Source organism: Virgibacillus sediminis, assembly GCF_042643265.1.
Classification (GTDB): Bacteria; Bacillota; Bacilli; order Bacillales; family Amphibacillaceae; genus Virgibacillus_O; species Virgibacillus_O sediminis.
This window is the reverse complement of record NZ_JBHRRZ010000001.1, coordinates 117,064-141,540: the sequence shown is the minus strand read 5'-3', so window position 1 is coordinate 141,540 and position 24,477 is coordinate 117,064. Positions and strand designations below refer to the sequence as shown.

20 protein-coding genes are annotated in these 24,477 nt (G+C 39.0%); 10 read left to right on the top strand and 10 right to left on the bottom strand.

Translation table 11 applies throughout. The features are described 5' to 3' along the window. Positions 1-208 precede the first annotated feature (208 nt). Positions 209-1,117 (bottom strand): AEC family transporter, encoded by a 909-nt coding sequence (locus ACFODW_RS00700; RefSeq protein WP_390301394.1) that lies wholly within the window; start codon positions 1,115-1,117, stop codon positions 209-211. A 187-nt stretch (positions 1,118-1,304) separates the two neighbouring features. Here ACFODW_RS00700 and ACFODW_RS00695 point away from each other — a divergent pair, with 187 nt between their 5' ends. From ACFODW_RS00695 to cls, 5 genes are all read left to right on the top strand, one after another. Further along, complete coding sequence (locus ACFODW_RS00695; RefSeq protein ID WP_390301391.1) at positions 1,305-1,511, top strand: hypothetical protein; 207 nt, start codon at positions 1,305-1,307, stop codon at positions 1,509-1,511. Positions 1,512-1,748: 237 nt separating this feature from the next. Beyond that, positions 1,749-2,852, top strand: a complete 1,104-nt coding sequence (locus ACFODW_RS00690) for a 5-methyltetrahydropteroyltriglutamate--homocysteine S-methyltransferase (protein WP_390301388.1) — start codon at positions 1,749-1,751, stop codon at positions 2,850-2,852. A gap of 492 nt (positions 2,853-3,344) precedes the next feature. Beyond that, positions 3,345-3,797, top strand: coding sequence for an OsmC family protein (locus ACFODW_RS00685; RefSeq protein ID WP_390301385.1), 453 nt, complete (start codon positions 3,345-3,347; stop codon positions 3,795-3,797). 718 nt (positions 3,798-4,515) lie between these two features. After that, the gene (locus ACFODW_RS00680) at positions 4,516-5,091 is read left to right on the top strand and encodes a class I SAM-dependent methyltransferase (protein ID WP_390301382.1); all 576 of its coding nucleotides are present in this window, start codon (positions 4,516-4,518) and stop codon (positions 5,089-5,091) included. Between the two features lie 57 nt (positions 5,092-5,148). After that, positions 5,149-6,606, top strand: coding sequence for a cardiolipin synthase (gene cls / locus ACFODW_RS00675; RefSeq protein ID WP_390301379.1), 1,458 nt, complete (start codon positions 5,149-5,151; stop codon positions 6,604-6,606). A 344-nt stretch (positions 6,607-6,950) separates the two neighbouring features. Here the strand turns inward: cls and ACFODW_RS00670 are convergent, their stop codons facing one another. Then, entirely contained in the window at positions 6,951-7,688 is a 738-nt protein-coding gene (locus tag ACFODW_RS00670) for an SDR family NAD(P)-dependent oxidoreductase (protein WP_390301376.1), read from the bottom strand. Between the two features lie 193 nt (positions 7,689-7,881). On the opposite strand from ACFODW_RS00670, the gene ACFODW_RS00665 reads away from it, so the two are divergent. Continuing rightward, the gene (locus ACFODW_RS00665; RefSeq protein ID WP_390301372.1) at positions 7,882-8,481 is read left to right on the top strand and encodes a TetR/AcrR family transcriptional regulator; all 600 of its coding nucleotides are present in this window, start codon (positions 7,882-7,884) and stop codon (positions 8,479-8,481) included. A 213-nt stretch (positions 8,482-8,694) separates the two neighbouring features. On the opposite strand, the gene ACFODW_RS00660 is transcribed toward ACFODW_RS00665, so the two are convergent. The 5 genes from ACFODW_RS00660 to bioB all read right to left on the bottom strand — a co-directional run bounded on the left by ACFODW_RS00660 (position 8,695) and on the right by bioB (position 15,078). Beyond that, entirely contained in the window at positions 8,695-9,660 is a 966-nt protein-coding gene (locus tag ACFODW_RS00660) for a 3-hydroxyacyl-CoA dehydrogenase family protein (protein ID WP_390301369.1), read from the bottom strand. Positions 9,661-10,129: 469 nt separating this feature from the next. Further along, positions 10,130-10,867: an ABC transporter ATP-binding protein gene (locus ACFODW_RS00655; protein ID WP_390301366.1), complete on the bottom strand. Its 738-nt coding sequence runs from the start codon at positions 10,865-10,867 to the stop codon at positions 10,130-10,132. 4 nt (positions 10,868-10,871) lie between these two features. Beyond that, positions 10,872-12,494 (bottom strand): ABC transporter permease, encoded by a 1,623-nt coding sequence (locus ACFODW_RS00650; protein ID WP_390301363.1) that lies wholly within the window; start codon positions 12,492-12,494, stop codon positions 10,872-10,874. A gap of 139 nt (positions 12,495-12,633) precedes the next feature. Further along, positions 12,634-13,695: a Fe(3+) ABC transporter substrate-binding protein gene (locus ACFODW_RS00645; RefSeq protein WP_390301360.1), complete on the bottom strand. Its 1,062-nt coding sequence runs from the start codon at positions 13,693-13,695 to the stop codon at positions 12,634-12,636. A 390-nt stretch (positions 13,696-14,085) separates the two neighbouring features. Then, complete coding sequence (bioB, locus tag ACFODW_RS00640) at positions 14,086-15,078, bottom strand: biotin synthase BioB (protein WP_390301357.1); 993 nt, start codon at positions 15,076-15,078, stop codon at positions 14,086-14,088. 740 nt (positions 15,079-15,818) lie between these two features. Between bioB and ACFODW_RS00635 the strand changes: the two genes are divergently transcribed. Both ACFODW_RS00635 and ACFODW_RS00630 read left to right on the top strand, forming a co-directional pair. Further along, on the top strand, positions 15,819-17,201 hold the full coding sequence (locus tag ACFODW_RS00635; RefSeq protein ID WP_390301355.1) for an MFS transporter: 1,383 nt from the start codon (positions 15,819-15,821) through the stop codon (positions 17,199-17,201). 161 nt (positions 17,202-17,362) lie between these two features. Continuing rightward, positions 17,363-18,547 (top strand): amidohydrolase, encoded by a 1,185-nt coding sequence (locus ACFODW_RS00630; RefSeq protein WP_390301352.1) that lies wholly within the window; start codon positions 17,363-17,365, stop codon positions 18,545-18,547. A 70-nt stretch (positions 18,548-18,617) separates the two neighbouring features. Here the strand turns inward: ACFODW_RS00630 and uvsE are convergent, their stop codons facing one another. Continuing rightward, entirely contained in the window at positions 18,618-19,595 is a 978-nt protein-coding gene (gene uvsE, locus ACFODW_RS00625; RefSeq protein ID WP_390301349.1) for a UV DNA damage repair endonuclease UvsE, read from the bottom strand. A gap of 675 nt (positions 19,596-20,270) precedes the next feature. Further along, complete coding sequence (locus ACFODW_RS00620) at positions 20,271-22,127, bottom strand: heavy metal translocating P-type ATPase (RefSeq protein ID WP_390301548.1); 1,857 nt, start codon at positions 22,125-22,127, stop codon at positions 20,271-20,273. A 508-nt stretch (positions 22,128-22,635) separates the two neighbouring features. Here ACFODW_RS00620 and ACFODW_RS00615 point away from each other — a divergent pair. Together ACFODW_RS00615 and ACFODW_RS00610 are read left to right on the top strand one after the other, a co-directional pair. Then, positions 22,636-22,785, top strand: a complete 150-nt coding sequence (locus ACFODW_RS00615) for a hypothetical protein (RefSeq protein WP_390301346.1) — start codon at positions 22,636-22,638, stop codon at positions 22,783-22,785. A gap of 435 nt (positions 22,786-23,220) precedes the next feature. Next, positions 23,221-23,547, top strand: a complete 327-nt coding sequence (locus ACFODW_RS00610) for a four-helix bundle copper-binding protein (protein WP_390301343.1) — start codon at positions 23,221-23,223, stop codon at positions 23,545-23,547. A 338-nt stretch (positions 23,548-23,885) separates the two neighbouring features. On the opposite strand, the gene ACFODW_RS00605 is transcribed toward ACFODW_RS00610, so the two are convergent. After that, positions 23,886-24,455, bottom strand: a complete 570-nt coding sequence (locus ACFODW_RS00605; RefSeq protein WP_390301340.1) for a manganese catalase family protein — start codon at positions 24,453-24,455, stop codon at positions 23,886-23,888. Positions 24,456-24,477: the final 22 nt, after the last annotated feature.

The following is a 24,477-nucleotide window of genomic DNA, read 5'->3' as shown; positions in this document are numbered from 1 at the left end:
AGAAACTATTCGGTTGAGTCCAACTATTTCAGGGGGAGAGGCTGCCCCATATGCTTCCCTATCCTGCTTATAAATAATAATAATCGTAGGGGCTCTACCTTTGTGGTTGAGTGAAGTTGCGGTAAAGATAAGTTGCATACTTCGATTCGCTTAACGATAATAAAAATCCCTCGCATGAGGGATTTAAATGTGGCATTTATAGAATTTACTAAATAACGTTAGCGAATATGTATAAAAATATAATGCTAACTAGAATGGTAATATTGGTTATATTTGCCATAAGCCTAATGCTGTCCGTACTGTATTTAAATTCAACGGCGAACGTTATAGCAGATGTTGCAGCCGGAAGTAACACACCGATCAGAATCGTATACCGGAACATCTCATCGTATGGAAGGGTGAAAAACATAATTACTCCAAAAACCAATCCTAGCCCATATTTGAACATCAGAAACTTCACTATTGGTTTGAAGAACTGCTTTTCCCATTTGAAGTTTAAATAAATTCCCAGTAAAAGCAAGGACAAAGGGATATTCGCTTCCGATATGGTACCCGCCACAGAAATGATTATATCTGGCAGTTGAATATCACTGAAGTTCAGAATACTTGCAATGAAGTAAGTCATTAATGGAATGGACCTGACCAGTTTCTTAATTATTTCTTTTGGCTTCAGGCTTAATCCTTCATCTGAAAAATAACTTCCTAAAATGTACGCCACACCAAAGGTAATAAATGAAGTTCCGACATCAAACATACTAAAATAAGTCAGCCCACTCATTCCCCATAGGGCAAATACGAGAGGAAACGCAAATAAACCGACATTAAACCCTGACGTAAGCATCAGGAAAGATCCTTTCAATTCCCGTTCTTCATTTTTAAATAGGAGAAAACCGATAAAAGTGGCAAATAACCCATATAATACTACAATTAACGGTATAAGCATTAAAGAAGTTTCAATCTCAACCTTATCAAATGTAACGATCACTAAAGCAGGCAGCGTAATTTTAAAAATTATTTTTGCAATAACTTGCCCATCTTTTTCCTCTAAGACATGAAGGCGTTTAAGTAGATAGCCAAAGGCAATGATGAGAATGACGTATAAAAATTCTTGATTCATATAATAGTTCTCCTCAATATGTGCTATTCCCCTCCTATTCCAAAGCGTGAAGGGATAATTGATTACATCCAAGCAATTTTAACATACTTTTGGAGACTGCTATCTATAGAGTTTGTTGCTCCGGCCGACTCCAACCTGTATTAACTACACTTATCATCAAACAAAATGGGAAAGGTTGTGTTAATTAATGAATGAGGATTTGAAAATAGTGCTAGAGTTGCAAAATATGTTGAAAGAAAGTTTAGTCCCTCTCTCTGTCCAAAAAGATATTCATGAAAGATGCAGTAAAATCAAGAGAGGTAATGTCACGCTTAGTGAAATTAAGGGCAGCGACCCGTTTATGGAAGAAGTTTTTGAAATGGCAAGGAAAAGAGTCGAAAATAATAAGAAGTGATCGGCCGTACAGTAATGTTCGGGGCTTGTCCCTTCAGATACTAGTAGTCGGAAGAACCTGAACCTCCTTTCCAAAACTACCTAGTTCATAACAGAGCATAATATAATTCTTGTTCAGAGAACCTTGCCATAGTTTTAAACTATATCAAGAGATAGATTTTATCAGTTACCCCTCTTCCTGTCCTTCATGCTAAACTATCGTTAAATCAATTAAACAGGAAGAGAAAGAAGGAATATCATGACAAAGACGATAGTTAAAGCCCCTTTTAAGGCAGATCACGTAGGAAGCTTGCTGCGCCCCTCCTCCATTCATGAAGCTAGAGAGAAATTTACGAAAGGTGATATTACAGCCGAGGAATTACGGGCAATAGAAACGGAAGAAATCAAACGGATCGTGGACAAACAGATTGAAGTTGGCCTTCAAGCGGTAACAGACGGAGAATTCCGCCGCAGATTCTGGCATACAGATTTCATGGAGCATTTAAACGGAGTGGAAGGATATGTACCAGAACAAGGATATCAATTCGTAGGAGTTGAAACAGAGGCATATAACGTACGTGTCACTGACAAGGTATCCTTCAACCCCGAGCATCCACACTTAAAAGATTTCATCGAATTTAAAGAAATTGTCGGGGATCGTGCCGTTGCAAAAATGACGATCCCAAGCCCAAATCAATTTTTCAATGCCGGCATCCGGAATGAAGAGATTTATCCAGACATTGAAGAGTTCGCCAAAGATATTGTCCAAGCATACCGCGATGCCCTACAAGCATTTTATGAGGCTGGCTGCCGTTATATCCAATTGGATGATGTGTATATTGCAGGACTATGTGCACCGGAACTTCCATTTGCAAAAAGTGACTTGGAAAGAGAAGAACTGATTGATCTCGCACTACGTGTTGCAAATGGCGTATTAGAAGGCAAACCAGAGGACCTGGTTGTTACTACTCATCTCTGCCGTGGTAACTATCAATCTGCATATGCCTTTGAAGGTCCGTACGACCGAATTGCTCCTAATTTTCTAGCGAAAGAAAAAGTAAACGGCTTTTTCTTAGAGTATGATGACGAGCGTTCCGGTGATTTCAAACCACTGAAACATATTCCAACCGGCGGGCCACAAGTAGTACTGGGTGTGTTCACTTCTAAAAGTGGTGAATTAGAAGATAAAGAAGCTATTAAATCCCGTGTTCAGGAAGCGTCTCAATATGTGCCATTAGAACAGCTCTGCATTAGCCCGCAATGCGGCTTTGCTTCTACACATCACGGTAATAAATTAACCGAAGAACAACAATGGGAGAAATTAAAATTTATCGTGGATGTATCCAAGGAAATTTGGGAATAAAAATCACTATAGAATGTTAATGTCTTCAGGGTCAGACTTTCATCATATTTCCTGCACTAACCAGAAAAACAATTCCTTATTCAAGTTAGGGGTTGTTTTTTTCTACTTCAATCAGTATTCACCTATTTTCCAATTCAGTTCTATAGGTGCCCCCTTATTTATACACCAACAGCAAAGGTCAAGTTTCAATGCCTTCTATAGTTCACTAATATGGTTACCGCAGAGTAAACCAACAGCCCGGCCATATGTATTCGAAATGGCCTGTCATGCCCCGCGAGGAAGTTGTCATGAATACAGACATGTACTCTAAAGGAACTTTCTAGAAGATGGTGGTTGATTTTCAAAAATTGTATGATAATATAAACAAAACTAGACTTATAAAAATACTATGTTTTAGAATCGATAACTAGAATTAGGACAGATAATCTTTTATCCAAAGTCTACTAGTCGACAAGATACACCTATTTTATAAGTGAAAAGGAGAGATATTAAATGGCTTTAACAACAGTTCAAGCAAAAACAGTTTTAAAGGAAAATCTTTTGGTAGAGGCAGAATCGCGAGGACATAAAGTAATCATTGATGAACCTGAAAATATGGGCAGTACGGATAAAGGGATGACCCCAGTTGAACTACTCCTTTCCGCTTTAGGGGCATGCCAATCCATTGTGGCAAAAACTTATGCCAAAAAGTTCGACGTTGAACTCGAAAATTTTTGGGTGGAATTAGAAGGTGATATTGATACTGATGGATTTTTAGGAAAATCGGACGTGCGATCGGGATTCCAGGAAATCCGATATACATTCCATATTGAAACGAATGCTCCGAAGGAAAGAATTGAAGCGTACAAGGCGTACCTAGAAAGCCACTGTCCAGTTGGAGATACCATTGCGAATACAGTTCATCTTGTCTCCTCAAATGTAGTTGTTGAAAACCCTGTTAAATAGAAGTGACTGATTAACAAAAATAAAAAAGAAGGGGCCTTCTAAATAGTCAGGGGATAATTTTAAAGGCCCTCCCTTTTCCATCCAAGTAGTGTAATCATTGCTAACATATTCCTTGATACTTTTAGATTCCATGTATGCTTACTTGGAACAAGCTGAGTTTACCTTCTTTTAATCCTCACATCATAATTTTGTTCTTTATAGAGATCCCTATATTAAACCAGACCTCCTCATTCGTTGCCCGTTATTCTTCAAACGCGCCCTTGAAAGTATCTCTCAGAGAAATCCACCCATAATACATTTATAAACCAGAGTTTTGTATTAACCAGCTATCGGAGCAGAAAATGCTCGGGCTTTTTCAGCAGGTCAAGACAGATAGATCAGTTGTATACAAGCAACTCAAAAATGCTGTCACCCATTTCCTTCTTCACTTATATCCATCCCCATGTTCGCTCACGTAAGAATTCCGTACAGCTTTGATCAGTGCCAACTCCTCCTTCCATTAACCTCTCTCCCTTTATTCATATTGATAACAGGAAAGCCTCCATATTAAATTCTCTATCCTTTTTAGATCTCCTTTGGAAATTAAGAAATTTCAAAATTAGCAATGGGAGGTATCACTAAAGGGATATTGGTTAACTTAAGATTGTTGCAAAAAAGATGTTCCGGCAGCCTGACACTACTCTTCACCATCCAATCCCAAGAAAAAGGAGAATTATATATGGAACTCTCACCTTTTTTCTATCATAAAATAATTCGACCTAAATGGCTTACACAATTTTATATACATAAAAGAATAGAAAAACACATTAATCTCAGGGAAAAGAATGTACTTGATTTCGGAGCCGGTACCGGGGCGAACTGCACTCTTTGTAAACCTGGGCAATACATTGGAGTAGATCCAACTGAGCAAAGAATTAATTTTGCGAAAAAGCTTTATCCGGATTATGATTTTGATGTATTTCAGAACGATGTATTAAACGTTAGAAAAAATTCGATAGATGTCATTTTAATTGTTGCAGTATTGCACCATATCCCTTCTGATAAAATAAAAAGCTATATCAAGCAATTTAAAAATACATTAAAGCCCGGCGGAATGATAGTAGTCCTTGAACCTTGCTTGTTTGAAAAAAAGAAAATTAATAATTGGTACATGAAAAAAATGGACAATGGGTCTTATATTCAAAATGAACAAGGCTATCATGATTTATTTTTAGAAGAGGGATTTAATTGCCAAACAATACGGAAGTTCGGGAAGTTATTGTATAATGAGTTATTTTTTATTGCTTATAAGTAGGGTGTTCTTTCATTTTTTAAACGTACACATCATTCAGGCTATGTTAGAGGGGTAGTAATGAGCTTAGTGAACGTAAACACACTTATTGTGGCCTTTATAGTTTTAAGTATCAATATTCTTCCAGCGCTGATTATTATTTTTAAGGAAAAAAGGGACATCGGATCAACTTGGGCTTGGTTGTTGGTTCTACTCTTTATGCCAATCATCGGTTTTTTAATTTACCTATTTTTCGGCCGTCAGTTAAAACAAAAAAATTTCTATAACACATCAACGCGATGGAGGGATTTTCTTCAATCGAAGGTAAATAAACAAATAACAGCTCTAAAACATAACAACTATTTTGGAAACCTTACACTAAAAAAATACTCAAAATTAATTATGATGAACCTAAGATCATCGAATGCATTAGTTACAACCGACAATGAGGTTGTTGTTTTTAATAATGGACCTGAGAAATTTAACGCTTTATTCAGAGACATAAGAGCTGCTAGAACAGAAATTAATATACAATATTACATAATAAAACACGATTCTTTGGGAGCCAAGCTTCTAGACGAGCTTACTGAAAAAGCAAGGGTAGGAGTCAAAGTGCGGGTCCTCTATGATGAAATCGGTTCTAGAGGAATACCTCGTTCCTTCTTTGATAATTTGATCTCTAATGGAGGAGAAGTCGCAGTATTTTTCCCGTCATTTCTAAAGCTGGTAAATTTTCATTTAAATAATCGAAATCACCGGAAGCTTTGTATTATTGACGGCGGTATTGCCTATATCGGTGGATTTAATATAGGCAATGAGTATCTAGGTCTAGATAAAAAAATTGGAAACTGGCGTGACACCCATTTAAAAATTAAGGGAGAATCAGTTAACCACATTCAGTTGAGTTTTATTTTAGACTGGTATAAGGCACAGAACCATCCTAAACCGGAATTCGAAAAGCATTCTTTTCTTAAGGAGAAACACAAAGGAAATAGTCCTGTGCAGATTATTTCAAGTGGACCTAATTCGGAAACAGAACACATCAAAAACATGTTTATTGAGCTGATCATGTCTGCTAAACATAGTATTTATATACAAACACCTTATTTCATACCTGATCCGAGTTTAATGGATGCTTGCAAAATTTCACTGCTCGCAGGTATCGACATGCGAATTTTAATTCCTAGTAAAGGTAATAACCCTCTTGTTCATTGGGCTACTTTGGCATATGTAGGCGAGCTTTTAGTACACGGTGCAAAAATATTATTGTATGAGGAGGGATTTTTGCACTCTAAAACTATTGTGGTCGACCAAGACGTAGCATCAGTTGGATCGACAAATCTTGATATTCGCAGCTTCAAACTAAATTTTGAAGTGAATGCAATCATTTACGATAAAAAAGTTGCTCAACGCCTTCATCAATTATTTTTGGAAGATAGCCGAATGAGTTCGGAGTTGACTATTGAAGATTACAGAAAACGTTCTATCCAGAGCAAGTGCAAAGAAGCAGTTTCTCGCCTATTTTCACTAGTTCTTTGAACAAAAATGCCGATCAATCTTATGCCCTCATGGTGATGAAAAAGTACCAAAAGACGCTGGGACAAAAGTGTTTTATACAATGATTAATCCGAACTAACTAGAAAGTTTGATTAGTGGATATAAACCGCTCCGGAAATACACTTCGCTCCGCTGGCTGGGTTACCTTCTACTACACCAAACACAGAAAATGGATGTTTCACGGAAAGGCTGGACACTGAATTCAAAATAACAGGGTTGACTATTCTTATAAAAGGCTTGGTCAAGCAACAAATGAATACTTTCTTGCACATAATAAAGAATCCATCCTGAATGTAATTCAAAATGGATTCTTTGCTATCTGTCCATTACTGTGCTGTATATCCACCATCAACAATTAATGAGTTGCCAGTCATGAAAGAGGAATCGTCACTAGCCATAAACAACACAGCTTTTGCCATTTCTTCCGGTTTGCCTAAACGCTTCATTGGTGTTGCATTCGTTAAGAATTCTCTGTCTGTATCACCTAATATTGGTGTTTCAATAAACCCCGGACATAATGCATTGACTCGAATATTACGTTCTGCATACTCTAAGCCAAGTGAACGGGTTAAGTTGATCACACCAGCTTTTGCTGCATTATATGCTGCGCTTCCAGGTGATCCAACCCATCCGTACATGGAAGCTGTGTTAACGATAACCCCACTACCAGTTTTCAAGAATTCTTTGATTGCTGCTTGAGCAACCAGGAATACACCATCTAAATCAACTTCTACCGTTTTTCTCCATTCTGCATACGTTAATTCTTCTGTTGGCTTTACTGCGCCAATTCCAGCGTTATTAAATAGAACATCCACTTTGTCAAAAGTAGATAATGTAGTAGAAAAGATATTTTTCACTTCTTCTTCACTCGTTACATCAGCTTTCACAAAAAGGGCTTCCGCTCCTTGAGATTTCAACTCCGATTCAAAAGCCGCACCTTTTTCCTCATTCATATCTACTAATACTAACTTTGCCCCTTCAGCTGCAAATAAACGAGCTGTTGCGGCACCGATACCAGATACTCCACCTGTTATGACAGCTACCTTATCCTGTAATTTCCCCATTAGGATACCTCCTGTTATAATATATATAAATTTAAACCTTATTAAAAGAAGCTTATATTCTTATATTATTACCTACATGGGGGTAATACAAACATTGATATTTCTTACAGCGTCCACTAGATAGACAAATCCTAATTTTTTGTCTATGGGCTATACAATCGACTTCAAATTGATTCATATTGGGGGCATTCTAATGAAGAAACAGCTTTCAACTCCACGCAAAAACAGAACAAAAGAGCATTTTCAGCTCGCACTCATTGACTTGATCAAGGAAAAAGGCTTCAGTGCCGTTACAGTCAAAGATATTGTCCAGTATTCCAGATATAACCGAAGCACGTTCTATATCCATTACCATGATATCTTCTATTTAGCTGAGGATTTACTCCATACCAAGCTTCAGGGGTTAGAGGAAGCTGTTGGAAATCCGTATCAATCGGAAAAAAATATAAATACTGCTAATCTGAATGCTGGGTCCTTTGATATTATCACCTATATCTATCAGAATCGTAACTTTTTCGAGTTGATAAACTATCAAGACACCATACCCGGGATACATATACAATTTCCGCAGAAAATCTTTAGAATCTACAAGGAAAGATTTCAATTTAAAACGATCAACAATATACCCGTAGATATGGATTACTTTACACGCTACACAGCATATGGCTTTTATAGCCTTTTAACCAACTGGATTAATACCAATTTTAAAGCCCCTAGAGAGGAATTTATTAAAGAGGTAATTAAGTTGTCGCGCACACATATTGAATCGGTTACGTATATCGGGAACCAATAAAAATCGAAGACCTGGAAATTCAACAGGAGAACTAGAACGGCACCCCAAATTGCCGGGAACGGTCTAACAATTTGAGGTGCCGTTTTTTCTGGCCAAAATATAAATTCGCACAAAAATTATCCTTAGTTATAGCTATGTGGACTGGTTCCTATTCGACTATGGCCAAAAAAAAATATCCAACTAAGCTCAACGCGACCAGATTCAGAATACTTCTTATTTGGCAGTCGGTACGTTTCTTTCCTTATTTTCAGCTTTTTCCTGTAATAATTTGAGCAGGTCAAGGAAATGATCGTCTCGAGTATGGATTGCTTCTTCCCCATTATCATCATACTTGTAAAAACCTTCGTTAGTTCGAATGCCAAGCTGGTCATTTTCTACCATTTCCGATAAAAAGGAAGGAACTTCTCTTGTATTAGACAGGTCTTCCAATATGTTTCCAACCATAGCTTTTGTTGTTTGCAAACCAGCTAAGTCCTGACTTTCCATCGGCCCGCAAAAAGCCCATTTAAAGCCCATGCTTCCTTTCATAGCAATATCAATATCTTCTGCAGTAGCTACTCCCTGTTCCATTAAGTTGAACGCTTCACGAAGCATAGCTACTTGAACACGGTTGACGATGAAACCTTTAATCTCTTTTTTTAACACTACTGGAGATTTTCCGATTTCCTTCATTAAGTCATAAGTCGTGTCCACTGTGTCTTCGTTTGTACTTTCCCCTTTAACAATCTCCACAACCGGCACAAGTTGCGGCGGGTTAAAGAAATGAGTAATGATAAATCTACCGGGATGCTCTGCTCTTTGTGTTAATTCTTCTAATGGGAAAGTCGAAGTGTTAGATGAAATAATCGTCTGGTCTGAGACAATGCTTTCAATAATTTCGTAAGTATCCAATTTATGCTCAAGAACTTCGGGAATTGATTCAAAAATAAAATCAGCATCTTGTATAGCTTCATGCAAATCAGTTGTATATGTTACACGGGCTAATGCTTGCTTTCTATCGTTTTCGGTAAGCATGCCTTTCTCCACCATGATATCTAAGCTGTTAGTCATAAGTTCCCTTGCTTTTTCCAAAGATGATTCACGTCTAGCCCGGATACGCACATTTTTTCCTGCCTGAGCAAATAATTGCGCAGCACCATGCCCCATAACCCCTGCTCCAAGTATTGTGATGTTCTTCATGTGAATACCCCTTTTCATCTGAATTATTTTGTCATAACTAAACTTGATATTAGCTGGGCGCAAGCCGTTAAGCATTTAACGCTCACATTTAATTTGACTGAAGTTGCTCCATATCTCCAACAGTAATACGAGCATTCTCTTCATTGCTATGTAAAGCCTAAACACTGATCATGAAATGAGTGTATTTCTGTTGGACTTCCCATCATTATTCTTTTAAAACGGAATCCCGACAGCGCTTTCATATATTTTAAAATATATTTTGTGATTTATAAACACATCAATTCCTCTATATGCAACAATATACAAATTTTTATGAAAAAACAACATTTCCTCTGTTCAATCCCGATGAAAAGGATTACTAATACCTGCTAAATATATTGGGAAAACTTCCATTAACATGTTCTCCCTTAAATAAATAGACGGCGTTCATTAAAAAACTCTCGCGCCCATAAGCTGCGAGAGTTGAAAATTATATTTTAGACAAAACTCTTGGTTTAACAGCCAAGCGTTCGGAAACATCACATTCAGTACCAAAGATTTTATCTGGGGATCCCACCTCTTTTATTTTTCCTTTTCTTAAAATAACTATTTTATCAGCTAACGCTTGGGCATCGTCTTGATCATGGGTAACAAATATGGAAGTCACACCGGCTGTTTTTAAAATAACACGAAGTTCTTCTCTAATTTTAATTTGCAAATCTGCATCAAGGTTACTAAAAGGTTCATCAAAAAGTAGCAATTTAGGCCTTGGTGCAAGGGCACGTGCTAAAGCTACACGCTGCTGCTGTCCACCACTTAACTCATAAGGGTAACGCTTTTCATACCCTTTTAAATCCACAAGATCAATCACTTCTTTTACCCGTATCTGTTTCTCTTTACGCGGCCATTTTAAAAGACCAAACTTGATGTTTTCTTCCAGTGTCATATGAGGAAATAAGGCATAATCTTGAAAAACCATACCAATACCGCGTTTTTCGGGCTGTACGAACTTCAACTGGCTGCACATACAGTCCTTGCCAACCATTATTTTTCCTTTGATGGGCATTTCTAGACCAGCAATCAATCGCAGCAACGTACTTTTGCCACTGCCTGACTCACCTAATATAGTGGTAATCTCTCCCTCATTAATGGTTAGATTAAACGCATCAATTGACAGTTCCCTTGCGTTTGGGTATTTGAAATGCAGGTCTTGGATATGAACAAACATAAGTTTACTTCCTTTCTAAGAAATAATGGAAAAAGTAAATGGAAACTGCACTAATCAAAATTATTAAAACCGATGGAACAGCAGCTTCGTGAATCATCTCATTGGTCGCATACGTAAAGGCGTTAGTTGCAAGTGTTTCAAAATTAAAAGGCCTTAAGATTAACGTTAATGGGAGCTCTTTCAATATATCGATAAAAACAAGGATGAATCCACTGAAAATTGCACCGCGAATGAGTTTGAAATCAACTTTGAAGAAAGACTGGGTGATATTGTTGCCGAGCATCCTGGAAGCCTCTGTAAAATTTGTGCCAATTCGCTCGAACCCTGAGTCAACCGAGTTGTAACCTACAGCTAAGTAACGAATGATATAAGCAAAAATTAACATAAAGATACTTGTACTTAGTACATAGGAAGATACCCATCCCCATTGGTATATCGTTTGATCGATAGCAATGACCAGAGTCACAATTCCAACTGCAATGACTGCCCCAGGAATAGAATACCCTAAAATTGTCACCTTAGGAAAAAGTTTTGCTAATAAACCTCGATGGAGTCGTGAAAAATTACTAATCACAACGGCCATAATCGTAACGATTGTCGCTGCAACAAGGGCAACAGACACCGTATTACTAATAACATTTAACATCTCACTGGAGAAGAGTTGTTCGTACGTTAAAAACGCCCAAAAAATCAATTGAATAAAAGGAATGATAAAAGCAAATGCAAAAATGAACATACAATAGCTAAACGCAAGCCACTTATTTCGACCTTTCAACTTAACGGGCTGTAACAGCTTAACTTTAGTGGTGGTAAAGCTGAAACGTTTACGACCTCGTAAAATTCTCTCCAACAGTAGAATACCTAATATAACGAGCATAAGAGTTCCCGACAGTTTTATTGCCGATTCAAGATCCCCAAGACCGAACCACGTTTGGAAAATAGCCGTAGTAAAAGTTTGAATACCGTAGTATTTTACAACTCCGTAGTCATTGAGCACTTCAAGTACAACTAAACTTACACCTGCCACAATCGAGGCTCTAGCAATCGGTAATACAATTTTAAAATAGATTCGCCAAGCACTGCTTCCTAGTAGGCGAGCGTTTTCAATCAAGGAAGTCGACTGTCTGGCGAGAAAGGCTTTGGTGATGGTAAAAACATAGGGAAATAGAAAAATCACAAATATAAAAATTGCACCTGGCATGTTCATAATATTAAAGTATTGCTGATTTACCGTTATATCAAGTTGGTTTCTTAATGTGGTTTGAATGATCCCCGTATAATTCAATATACCGTGATAGGTGTAAGCGCCAATATATGGAGGGATCGCTAACGGTAAAATCAGCCCCCACTGGAAGAAGCCGCGTAACGGGAAGTCGTACGCAGATATAATCCAGGCTAAACTTGACCCAATTAAAGCTGCAAATAGTCCAACAAATAGGACGAGTATCAGAGAATTGGTGATATACGTATTAAGCATGTATTCTTTTATATGGAACCAATTTTCATTGGGTTCATTAAAGAATTGTATGATGATGGATAAGTTTGGCAGTAATATGAGACATACAAATATAATACTTAATATAGTCCAACTATTTATGTTATTTTTAATATTTCTTAACAATTCCACGTAGTTCACGCCTTTCAATCCTGTACACCTTATCCATCTTACAAAATCCTCGCCTCGAAAGGAAATATCTTTTTAATTTGTTCCGAAAATATACAAGAAGATTAGGTTGTTGGAGCCAACAACCTAATCTGATATGTTCTTACTTCCAGTTAACCTCATTAAAAATTTTCACAGCTTCAGCATTGTTTTCACCTAACACGGATAGATTAATATCCTGTTCTTTAAAGTCGCCCCATTGTTTAAGGGTTTCAGCTGGTTCCACCTCAGGGTTGACCGGATATTCATAGTTTGCACTTGCAAACTGTTCTTGCACTTCTGCTGATGATAAGAACTCGATTAGTTTAATGGCATTTTCTTTGTTTTGTGCATGCTTCGTTATACCAATGCCACTTACATTCACATGGGTTCCCGTTGTATCCTGATTAGGGAAGAAGACACCTAATTGCTCTGCGACTTTTACTTCTTCTTCATCTACTGAATTTAACATGCCGCCAAGGTAATACGTGTTCATAACCGCAATATCACCCTCACCGGCTGCGACTCCTTTGGCCTGGTCGCGGTCGCCACCTTGTGGATCACGGGCCATATTCTCTACGATTCCTTCAGCCCAAGCTTTAGCTTCATCACGCCCATGTAACTCTATAAAGGATGCTAGGAGAGATTGGTTATAAATATTTTCTGATGAACGGATGAGAATACGGTCTTCCCATTTTGAATCCGTTAAATCCTCGTAAGTCGATAGCTCGCTTGGGTCCACCCGATCCTCATGATAGACGATGACACGAGCACGTTTCGTTAAGCCAAACCACTCTTGGTCAACATCTTTTAATTTTTCAGGAATATTTTCATCTAAAATATCGCTTTCTACACTTTGTAATAATCCTTGCTCTTTGGCACGGTGCAAGCGCCCTGCATCAGCTGTGTAGAACAAGTCAGCCGTTTGTTCACCTTCACGGTTCATACGCTCAATTAACTCATCGGCCTCCCCTTCAATGACGTTAACTTTTATACCAGTATCTTCTTGAAATTGCTTGTAGAGCTCATCATCTATATCGTAATGTCGGCTGGTATAAAGATTGACTTCTTCTTCACTGGGTTCGTTCTCATTGGCTTCTTCGCCACCTGACTCTTGGTTGCCACAAGCGGCTAAAACAACCACTAAGAATACTAGAGAAATAAAGAATAGTATTTTTTTGTACATGTTATGTAGCTCCTTTTCTTCCTAAGATTATTGAGAATGATTATCATTTCCAATTAATATTATTAACGATAACCGCTTTCAAGTCAAGGTTTTTTATAAAGATTCTTACTCTTTTTTAATATTCATGTTAACCCCTTTCTTTTAGGTCTTGAGAAAAGAAAAAATTCTTATGCTGTATAGGAAGATTATAACTCTCACCTGCTTAACTTTCGGCAGATGGACATTACCAGCAAACACAAACCAGTCCCTCGGCCGTCTCCCCAAAAGAATCGAGATGAACCATTTACTATATGAAGAAAAAGATCGGAAATAAAATAAATCGCCATGTGATCTAATCACATGGCGATTTATTGTCACCTTCTTAATAGAAGTCATCTTTAATTCAAGATACTAAATTGGCTGTTCGCTTCCAGCATAATCAACCTCGAAACCAAGATCTTTTAGCATTTGGTGATCTTTTGTCCCTTCTTGTCCAGCAGTTGTCAAATAGTCCCCGATGAAAATGGAGTTTGCTGCATACAAACCAAGTGGCTGTAAACTGCGTAAATTCACTTCACGTCCCCCAGAGATACGTATTTCTTTCGTTGGATTGATGAAACGGAACAGACTCAATACCTTTAAACAATATAAGGGATTTAATTCATCAGTCCCCTCTAATAATGTTCCTTCCATTGCGTGCAGAAAATTAACTGGAATGGAATCAGCATCTAATTGTTTCAGTGCTGTAGCCATCTGTATGACGTCCTGTTTTGTTTCTCTCATACCAACAATGACACCTGAACATGGTGAGATCCCTGCATTTTTCGCTTTGTTTACTGTTGCGACGCGGTCTTGATAGCTGTGACTGGTGGTAATATTATCGTGGTGATTTTCTGAAGTGTTGATATTGTGATTGTACCGGTCCACACCGGCATCCTTTAGTTGTTCAGCCTGTCCAGGTTTAAGTATTCCTAAGCAGGCACAAATTTTTAAGTCATATTTTTGTTTTATTTCTTTGACGGCGCTTGTGACTTGCTCTAATTCCCGGTTGGTCGGTCCACGTCCACTAGCAACAATACAATAGGTACCTGAATTTAGTTTATGAGCCCTTTCTGCCCCTTCCACAATCGACTCTTTTTGCATCATCCGATATTTTTGAATTGGATGAGTTGAATCCCTTGATTGAGCGCAATATCCACAGTTTTCCGGGCAAGCCCCAGATTTTGTATTAATGATCATATTCAGCTTTACTTTATTTCCGTAGTAATTTTTTCGAATTAAATAAGCACTGTTCAGCAGTTCTAGAATATCTTCGTCCGGACATTCTAAAATTTTCATCGCTTCTCCCTCTGTAATCTCATAACCATTAATGACATCATTTGCTAATGCTTTAAAGTTCAACATTATACTCCCCCTTGCCCTAACTTTTTTGTTTTGATAATGATTTGCACGGATGGTAATCTCTTGCTAGCTGAAATTTTCCGGGGCCAGCTTCCAAAGGACGTGCGACCTATGGTTGTTTTATTGATATGTTTTTAATCAATCTGCAGTTTTATAAAACGGTAATACTCATGTCGTTTCAATTTCTCTGCCGTAAAGCAACTGAAAATAAGAACTGTTATTCGGCTTTCAAAAATGGCTTAAATTGGCACTCCAGTTTATGTAGTTAACAGAGTGGTACAGTGGAGTGGCTGGTTAATCGTTGGCTACCGAAAAAGGAGCGATTGACGCAATGATCCTTCGAAGCGATCCCCGGGTAAATAAATTTCTCATTACAAAACCAGCACCGTCCAACATTTTTCAAATTACACCCCCCCCCTCTCCTTTATAAGTGATTATAAAAGAAATTAGCGGTATTTGTAAACCTTTTAATTTAAAAGTTGACATTTTTGGATAAAACGTAATGTCTTCTTCCTCTAATAAATAGCTTCCGTTTCATTTTTCCATCGTCGAAGTGCCATTACCTTCACCTTCCTTTCTCCAATAGAAAAAATATACTCTTTCTCTCTGTGTAATATAGTAATCGGTGTTGTCCCATCAACCTCTTATCATTCTTTTCATGCACGTATATTTACGGCCAAGAAACCACACAATAAGCGAGATTCAGTTTGCTTGAAAAGTTGCAAAACTAAGGAGGATGTAATATGGATGGAACAACCTATCGAGGTACAAATAAATTAATCATAGGAATCGTGTTTGGGGTAATCACTTTCTGGCTCTTTGCCCAGGCAATGGTAAACATTGTTCCTGCAGTACAAAGAGATTTGGGCGTTAACATGGGGACACTAAATATTGCAATCAGTCTCACCTCCCTATTTTCCGGACTTTTCATCGTTGTAGCTGGCGGTTTAGCAGATCGATTAGGGAGGAAAAAAATCACCTATATTGGTTTGATTTTAAGTGTGATTGGTTCCTTATTACTCGTGTTGGCACAAGGCTCAATCCTATTGATAATCGGACGTGCATTACAAGGCTTGTCTGCAGCGTGTATCATGCCAGCAACCATTGCTTTAATGAAAGCATTTTTTGAAGGTGGAGAACGCCAGCGTGCATTAAGTTATTGGTCCATCGGCTCTTGGGGTGGGTCTGGTATAACATCTTTTGCTGGTGGTGCAATTGCAACCTATATGGGGTGGAAATGGATTTTCATCTTTTCCATCATCTTCGCTTTACTTGCTATGTGGCTGATTAGAGAGGTACCAGAAAGTAAGGCTGAGACAAAAGGCAAATTTAAATTTGACTTTGGCGGATTAGCCATATTTATTGTCGCGATATTGTCGCTGAACATTGTTATTACACAAGGTGAAACCTTGGGCTGGACTAGCCCGATAACCCTGATTTTAATGGCTGTTGTAATCGGCGGTATTATTGCTTTCGTGCGCTATGAAAAAAATCGGGAACAGACGCCGCTTATTGATTTTAAATTATTTAAAAACAAATCTTATACAGGCGCAACCATATCGAATTTCTTCTTAAATGCTGTAGCAGGTACACTTATTGTGGCTAATACGTATGTCCAAGTGGGCCGTGGCTTTACAGAATTCCAATCAGGTATGTTATCCATCGGTTATTTGATAGCAGTACTTTCCTTAATTCGGGTAGGTGAAAAAGTAATGCAGCGTGTCGGTGCTAGAAACCCGATGATTTGGGGGACTATATCCACATTAATTGGTGTTGCTATCATGGGAGTAACCTTTTTACCTGACCTTTGGTATACCATTGCAGTATTTCTTGGATTTATCCTGTTTGGTTTAGGTCTGGGTATGTATGCGACACCGTCTACTGATACAGCCGTCTCATCCTCACCAGATAATAAGGTTGGCGAGGCCTCGGGTATTTATAAAATGGCGAGCTCATTAGGCAATGCATTCGGGATTGCGATCTCAGGTACCGTATATGGGGCTGTAGCAGCCTTCAGTTCAGTGGAAGTTGCGGCAACAGCAGGGATTATTACAAATGTAATTTTTGCTATTGTTTCATTGATTTCCATTATAGCTTTAGTTCCTAAACATGTGGAGTCCAGATAATACTTCACCAATCAAAAGCACGGCAAATTCCACTGACCCCGGAATGGAGCAATCGATTGTCGCTATTGTTTAGATACCTTAACAGTTGTTAACGAAGCTACTACCTATTTATCAAATGTAGTAACAGAAAAAAGCACTTAAGACAGAAAGGAAATGAATGTATGAGAGAAAAATTAATGGAAATGCTTGAGTCGCGTAAAGAGGAAATGATTGAGATCCGCCGGCATCTACATGAAAATCCAGAGCTGTCCTTCAAAGAAGATAAAACAGCTAAATATATTAAAGATTTCTATGAAGGTAAAGAAGTGGACATTGAAACGAATGTAGGGAATGGACATGGCATTATTGTAACAATTAAAGGGGATGGCGAAGGAAAAACAATCGGCCTGCGTGCCGATTTTGATGCGCTGCCAATCACAGAGGAAGCGGACGTTCCGTTTAAATCAAAAAATGAAGGTGTCATGCATGCATGCGGCCATGACGCCCATACAGCGTATTTATTAATTTTGGCGGACTGCCTCATCCAACTGAAGGACCAAATCAAAGGAACCATTAAAATCATTCACCAACACGCGGAGGAGCAACCTCCTGGCGGTGCAAAAAGCATCATGGATTCTGGGATGCTTGATGATCTAGATGCCATTTTCGGTATTCATGTGTTACCCATGGCGCCCGCTGGAACGGTTGGTTATCATAGCGGGTATTCGTTTAATGGACGAACCTATTTTAAATTGCGGATTCAGGGAACTGGCGGCCATGGCTCTTCCCCACATAAAGCAAATGATGCCATTGTTGCCGGTTCATACTTCGTCACCACAGTACAAACGGTTGTCAGCCGCAAGATAGATCCTCTAACTGGCGGAGTGGTGACGATTGGTTCATTTGATGGCAAAGGCAGTTTTAACGTGATTAAAGACAGCATCGAAATTGAAGGCGATATCCGTTATTCAGATGAAGAAACACAAGACGTTATCGACAAAGAAGTCCATCGAATTACAAACGGTTTGCAAGAAACCTTTGGCGTTACGTGTGATCTTACCTATACACCTGATTATCCGCCATTGTATAATGACCCTGAATTGACTTCATTTGTTGCCGAGGCTTTGGATGGGGTTGAAGACGAAAGTATTACGGAAGTTAAAGAATTTCCTAAGATGTCGCCATCAGATGATTTTGCGTACTATTTGGAGAAAATTCCCGGTTCTTATTTCTATATTGGTTGTACACCAAAAGGCGTAGAGGAACCATATTTTAATCATCATCCGAAATTTGATATTGATGAAGACGCAATACTTGTAGCAGCAAAAGCTGTTGGACATGTAACTTGCAGCTATTTAAATGGTTGAAAGAATATCAGAAAAGGCACAATAAGCAGTATTTGCTTATTGTGCCTTTTTAACACCCTGATCCGCTTTTCTAGGCTTTTACGTAAAAACTCGCCTCATCGACCATTTCAATATCGTCCCTACCTTTTAAATCCTGTGTCAACTGAAATAAAGCACTATCTTTTCTCTTCGCTTCAATCATGCAATCCATCTGTGGAACAGACCCATTGACCTCTTTTAAAAATCGCATAAACATATCCGGATCAACCAAATCGGCATGACTCCTAAAGGCTTGTTCACTTTTCGGACTGGAGATATGCATTTTTAAGGGAAGAGGTGAATTTCCCCAGGTGTTTATGACCCGATCCCAGTTCAGCGCCCAATCCGCTTCTTCGTGGTTGGCCAAGTGGTGATGGTAGTCGAACACCACTGGAATCCCCAATTTCTCACCAAGATAGAGACAATCCTGCAAGTTAAACGATTTGTCGTCGTTTTCAATCATCAACATTTTTTGAACACTGGCAGGAACATATGACCAGTTAGAGATAAATTGTTCCAATGCCATAGGTTTGTTTTTATAAGTACCCCCGACGTGCAGAACACTGCGATGGGTTAAATCAATTCCCATGCCGTTCAGTAACTGAACATGGTGAAGAAGGCTTTTAACCGATCCGGTGAAAATCTCCTCTTTTGGGTTATTTAAAACAACGAAATGATCTGGATGAAAATCAACACGCATGTTGTGTTTTCGGGTAAAATCTCCTAATACCCGCAAATCATCACGTATCGCTTCCATGTAATCCCAACCGGTCAAATCCTCATGGGTGGCGAGCGGTACCAGGCGTGAACTAAGCCTGAAAAATCTAATATCATGAGCAAGATTGTGTTTTAGTAAACGGAGGCAATTATGAATGTTTGACTGAGCAATTCGTTCTAAACGTGAGATCGCCGCCTCTTTATCTTTAAGTTGCTGAAACCGCTTGTAAGTCATCGTTTGCGATGGCGAACAATTTTTTACATTTACACTCATTGCCACGTATCCGAGTCGGAATAGTGTCGAATTGGTCATACGAATTCCCCCTCCACTATATACATGAACTTAGTGTGTACACATGGAGGTATTCATAATCATAAGACCCTGATAAAAAGTTGATGTATTCTAATGAACCACCTACCCATCAGCCATATTTTCTCTTAGGAAATTCTAACTCCTATAGAGCAACTGACAAAGAAACACCATATGGAAGTGTACCGACTATAATAGGATAATGAGTCCATAACCATAAACACAGACGTTTGCATCACAAACATAGTTAAATCAAAGTCTTCCTGTCCCCTTCTCTTTATTTTTATAATTTGTTGATAATTTTTGTGAATCCGAGGACAATCGTAATATGATGGTCTCCTATGCACGTTTTCAATTATTCGTGTTTCAAGATTCATGGTAAAAACAGGCCTGTTAATACCTGTTAAATTATGGACAAATGAAAAAAGCAATGGAACAAGTTCATCCTGATTGGTCCAGAGAGTAGATAAAAGAAATGTACCACTCAATGCATAGGACCATCGGCGCTGAACCTAGCACTAGTTTTACAGGGATGAATAAAAATTAAAGAAGTAAAGACATATGAAGCTGTCATATGAGGACAGCTTTTTCTTATGAATTATTTTGGCTTTTCCCTTCTCAATATTAAGCCAGTCATGTTTCACTTTTCCTTCGTTCCATTCCTTCCTTGTCAATTACTTATGCCTTTAACAACTGGGCATTAATAGCTACAATTACCGTACTTAAACTCATTAACACGGCTCCGACCGCTGGACTTAATACAATCCCGATTGGTGCCAGAATACCCGCCGCAAGCGGAATTGCCACAATGTTATAGCCCGTGGCCCACCACAGGTTTTGTACCATCTTTCGGTAGGTCTTCCTCGATAAATCCATGAGTCCTACTACGTCGTTTGGATTGCTCTTTACCAAAACGACATCTGCCGTTTCCATTGCCACATCCGTTCCCGCCCCGATTGCGATGCCTAAATCAGCTGTCGCAAGAGCCGGAGCGTCATTGATACCGTCGCCTGTCATGGCAACCTTGCAGCCTTTTCCTTGGATTTTCTTTACTTGATTGGCTTTGTCATCCGGCAATACCTCCGCGTACACTTCATCAATACCCAATTGCTTTGCTACCCAATTAGCCACTTTTTTATTATCGCCTGTAAGCATAATGGAGCGTATACCTTTATCCCGTAATCTTGCCACAGCTTCCTTCGCTGTATCCCGAACCATATCTGCAAGGGCGATCATACCGATTAACGTATCGTTCATTAATACGAATATAACTGTTTTTCCTTCTTCTGACATCTGATTAAAGAGATCTTTATCATATACTAGGTTCTGGCTTTTTACATAGCCAGGACTGACGGCGTTAATCTTGTTCCCATCGACTTTTCCTTCAATCCCTTTACCAGTAATCGACTGAAATTCCTCTATTTTACCTAAATGAATCACTTTTTCTTTTGCCTCGTTTACAATACCGGCTGCAATTGGATGTTCTGATTGCTGTTCTAGACTTGCGGCATAATATACGACATCCTCTTCCGAGTAGCCTTCTCTGGGAACAACATCCGTTACCCCAAATTCTCCCTTGGTTAGGGTGCCGGTTTTATCGAAAACAACGGCGTTTAGATTCCTGGCTTCTTCAAAGTTTCCTCGATTACGGATCAAGAGGCCGTTTTTCGCTGAAATGGCCGTGGATACTGCGACTACAAGCGGAGCTGCCAACCCAAGGGCATGCGGACAGGTAATAACCATTACTGTCACCATACGCTGAAGGGCAGCATCAAAGGAATACCCTAGCAGCAACCAAATGAACAACGTGAGGAAGCCTGCCACTAGGGCAAGATAAAACAGCCACTTGGCCGCCCGGTTCGTTAAATCCTGGGTTTTCGATTTGGACTCCTGTGCCTCTTTTACCATTGTAATTACCTTAGATAAGTAGGATTCTTCACCCGTTTTTTCCACTTGAACGGTTAAGGAACCTTCTTTATTAATAGAACCACCAATGACCTCATCTCCAGTGGACTTTTCGACAGGAACCGATTCTCCAGTCAGCATCGCTTCATCAATCGCAGAGTTCCCATCCACTATTGTTCCATCCACCGGTATCTTTTCCCCAGGCTTGATCAAAACATGATCCTTACTTTTTAATTCAGAAACAGGAACGTCTTCTACCTCATCTTTTTCATTCAATCGATGAGCTTCATTGGGCATCAGTTTGACCAATTGTTCCAATGCATTGGAAGCCCCCATAATGGATCGCATTTCAATCCAGTGCCCGAGCAGCATGATGTCGACAAGGGTTGCCAATTCCCAGAAAAGCTGATCTCCTTCCCATCCGAATACTACTATTGTACTGTAGCCATACGCAATGGTAATGGCCAGTCCAATCAGTGTCATCATTCCCGGGTTCTTTTCCCTTAACTCACTGGCGGCTCCAGTAAGAAAAGGCCACCCTCCATAGAAAAAGACAACCGTAGATAAAGCAAATAAGATATAGAGATCACCGGGGAATCCCCAGTCCACTCCGAGGAACATTTGAATCATAGGAGACAGAGCCAATATTGGAATGGTTAATATAAGAGAGGTATAAAAACGTTTCTTAAAATCGGCAATCATATCCCCGTGGCCATGGTGACCCCCATGACTATGTTGGTCATGTCCCCCATGATGTCCTTCATGATTGTGGGAATGAGCATGTTCCTTTTGATTGTGAACTTCATGTGTACTTGTATGGTTGTCATGCCCGTTATTCTGGTTGACGGTCTGTGAGGGATGTTCATTGTGATGGTCATGAGGATGTTTGTGATTGGTATGTTGTTCATGATCTTTTGCCAAATTACATTCTCCTTTCAGGGTCTATTACTGCATTTAGACTATTATTGCCGAACTAAGTGTACTTTTATTTTTCAACTTTTCCCTCACTCTTTTCATGATACACCTATTATTTTATTAAAAAATTGTCAAGAAATTATGTAGATAGACGAATTTTACAAGGACTGGTTCAGTATCATATTTTGTAAGGGAAGTTTATTTCAAGGAGAAAGGTGATCATATGGCAATGTTGCCGTCGGTAGACCTTGGCCTTATGGCCGAACACTTGGAAGCACATGAGGGTGTTATAAATAAGGTTGAAATTGTTGATATGTTTGAAGCTGTTCCTCCTGCGTTGCTTTTGGAAAGAATCCCCAACCTTTTCTGCTAATAAATCCTTCAAGTCTTTCCTGTATAGCTAACTGTTGCAGAGCCATTTCTACATGAACATTCCTTGCGTTTTGGTTATTCATCATCAAGGCCGATACGTAGTTTCTATTTGACATACTTTTAGCTGTATTTTTAGCTTCATTTGCAATCCATTTTTGGTGGACAGTGGATGGGTTGTAAACCGAATAGTGCTGATTTATTAAGAAGTTGAGCGGTGGCACTTCTATATATGCTTGTTAACATGATGCTTACTCATGTCAAGGTCATGTTAGCCTTAATCAACCCCTATGACACAATTACATAATTAGAAAGCTATTCTTCCTTTTAATGGAATGTTAAATATTCATGCAATTTTTATGGAATTTTTCAATACCTGTTTACGAGGACTAGCACCGGGAAAACTTTCTATGTAATTAGAAGATAGGAGGTAATATAAATGTCACATGAACAAAACCAGGAATTACTACAAACCTTACATGAGTGCATGGAAGAGTGTAACCACTGCTTTGATGCCTGTCTGCAAGAAGAAGATGTAAAAATGATGGCTGAGTGCATTCGATTGGACCGTGAATGCGCCGACATCTGCAGCTACCTTGAACAAGCTATTTCCCGTAATTCCCGATATGTTTCCGAACTGGCGTCTGTTTGTGCGAAAATCTGTGAAGATTGTGGCAATGAATGCAAGAAACATGACCATGAACATTGCCAGAGGTGTGCGGATGCTTGCTTTAAATGCGCAGAAGCATGCAAAAAGATAGCTTAAAAAAAATGATAGTTGTAAATAGGCCCGATTATGAGCTTAGCTATAATCGGGCCCATTATGTTTGATAAGGGATAGATTCATATATAAAAATGAAGCATACAATTTATGGAAGGTTCTCCCTCTTCTATCTTCCTGTACAGACCCCTCTTATCTTGAAAAGGGAGAGCCTCCTTCACACTTTAGTTCGTCTCTTAAACTTTCCATACAAAGAGAGCATATCAACTTAGCAGACTATCTATATATCCATTTATTACAACGATCTCAACTGAGGCAGTATTTGAAACTATGATATCATTTCAGACAAAGCTAAGCGTTTGATTTTGGGGAAATCCTATACTTTAAAAAACCTTCTTTGTATCTCTGTCTGCTTTCAGTATCTCGACCGCTTCTCTAAAACGCTGGGAGTGTACGACTTCTCTTTCCCGGAGGAACTTCAAACTGTCATTCAAGTCCGGGTCATCGGACATATCAATAATCCACTGGTATGTCGCCCGCGCTTTTTCCTCTGCAGCAATATCTTCATACAAATCGGCAATAGGGTCCCCTTTAGCTTGGATATAAGTTGCTGTAAAGGGAGCTCCGGCTGCATTATGATAAAAAAGTGCCTTATCGTGGTTTACATAATGTTCTCCAATCCCTGCTTCTTTTAATTGTTCGGGTGTCGCATCTTTAGTTAGCTTGTAAACCATGGTAGCAATCATCTCTAGATGAGCAAATTCTTCCGTTCCGATATCGTTTAACAGACCAATCACTTTATCCGGAATCGTGTAGCGTTGATTTAAGTACCTGAGTGCAGCTGCTAATTCCCCGTCAGCCCCGCCATACTGTTCTATTAAATATTTGGCCAGTCTAGGATTACACTCGCTGACTTTTACAGGATACTGGAGCTTTTTTTCATAATACCACATTACTTATCTCCTCCCATTAGTA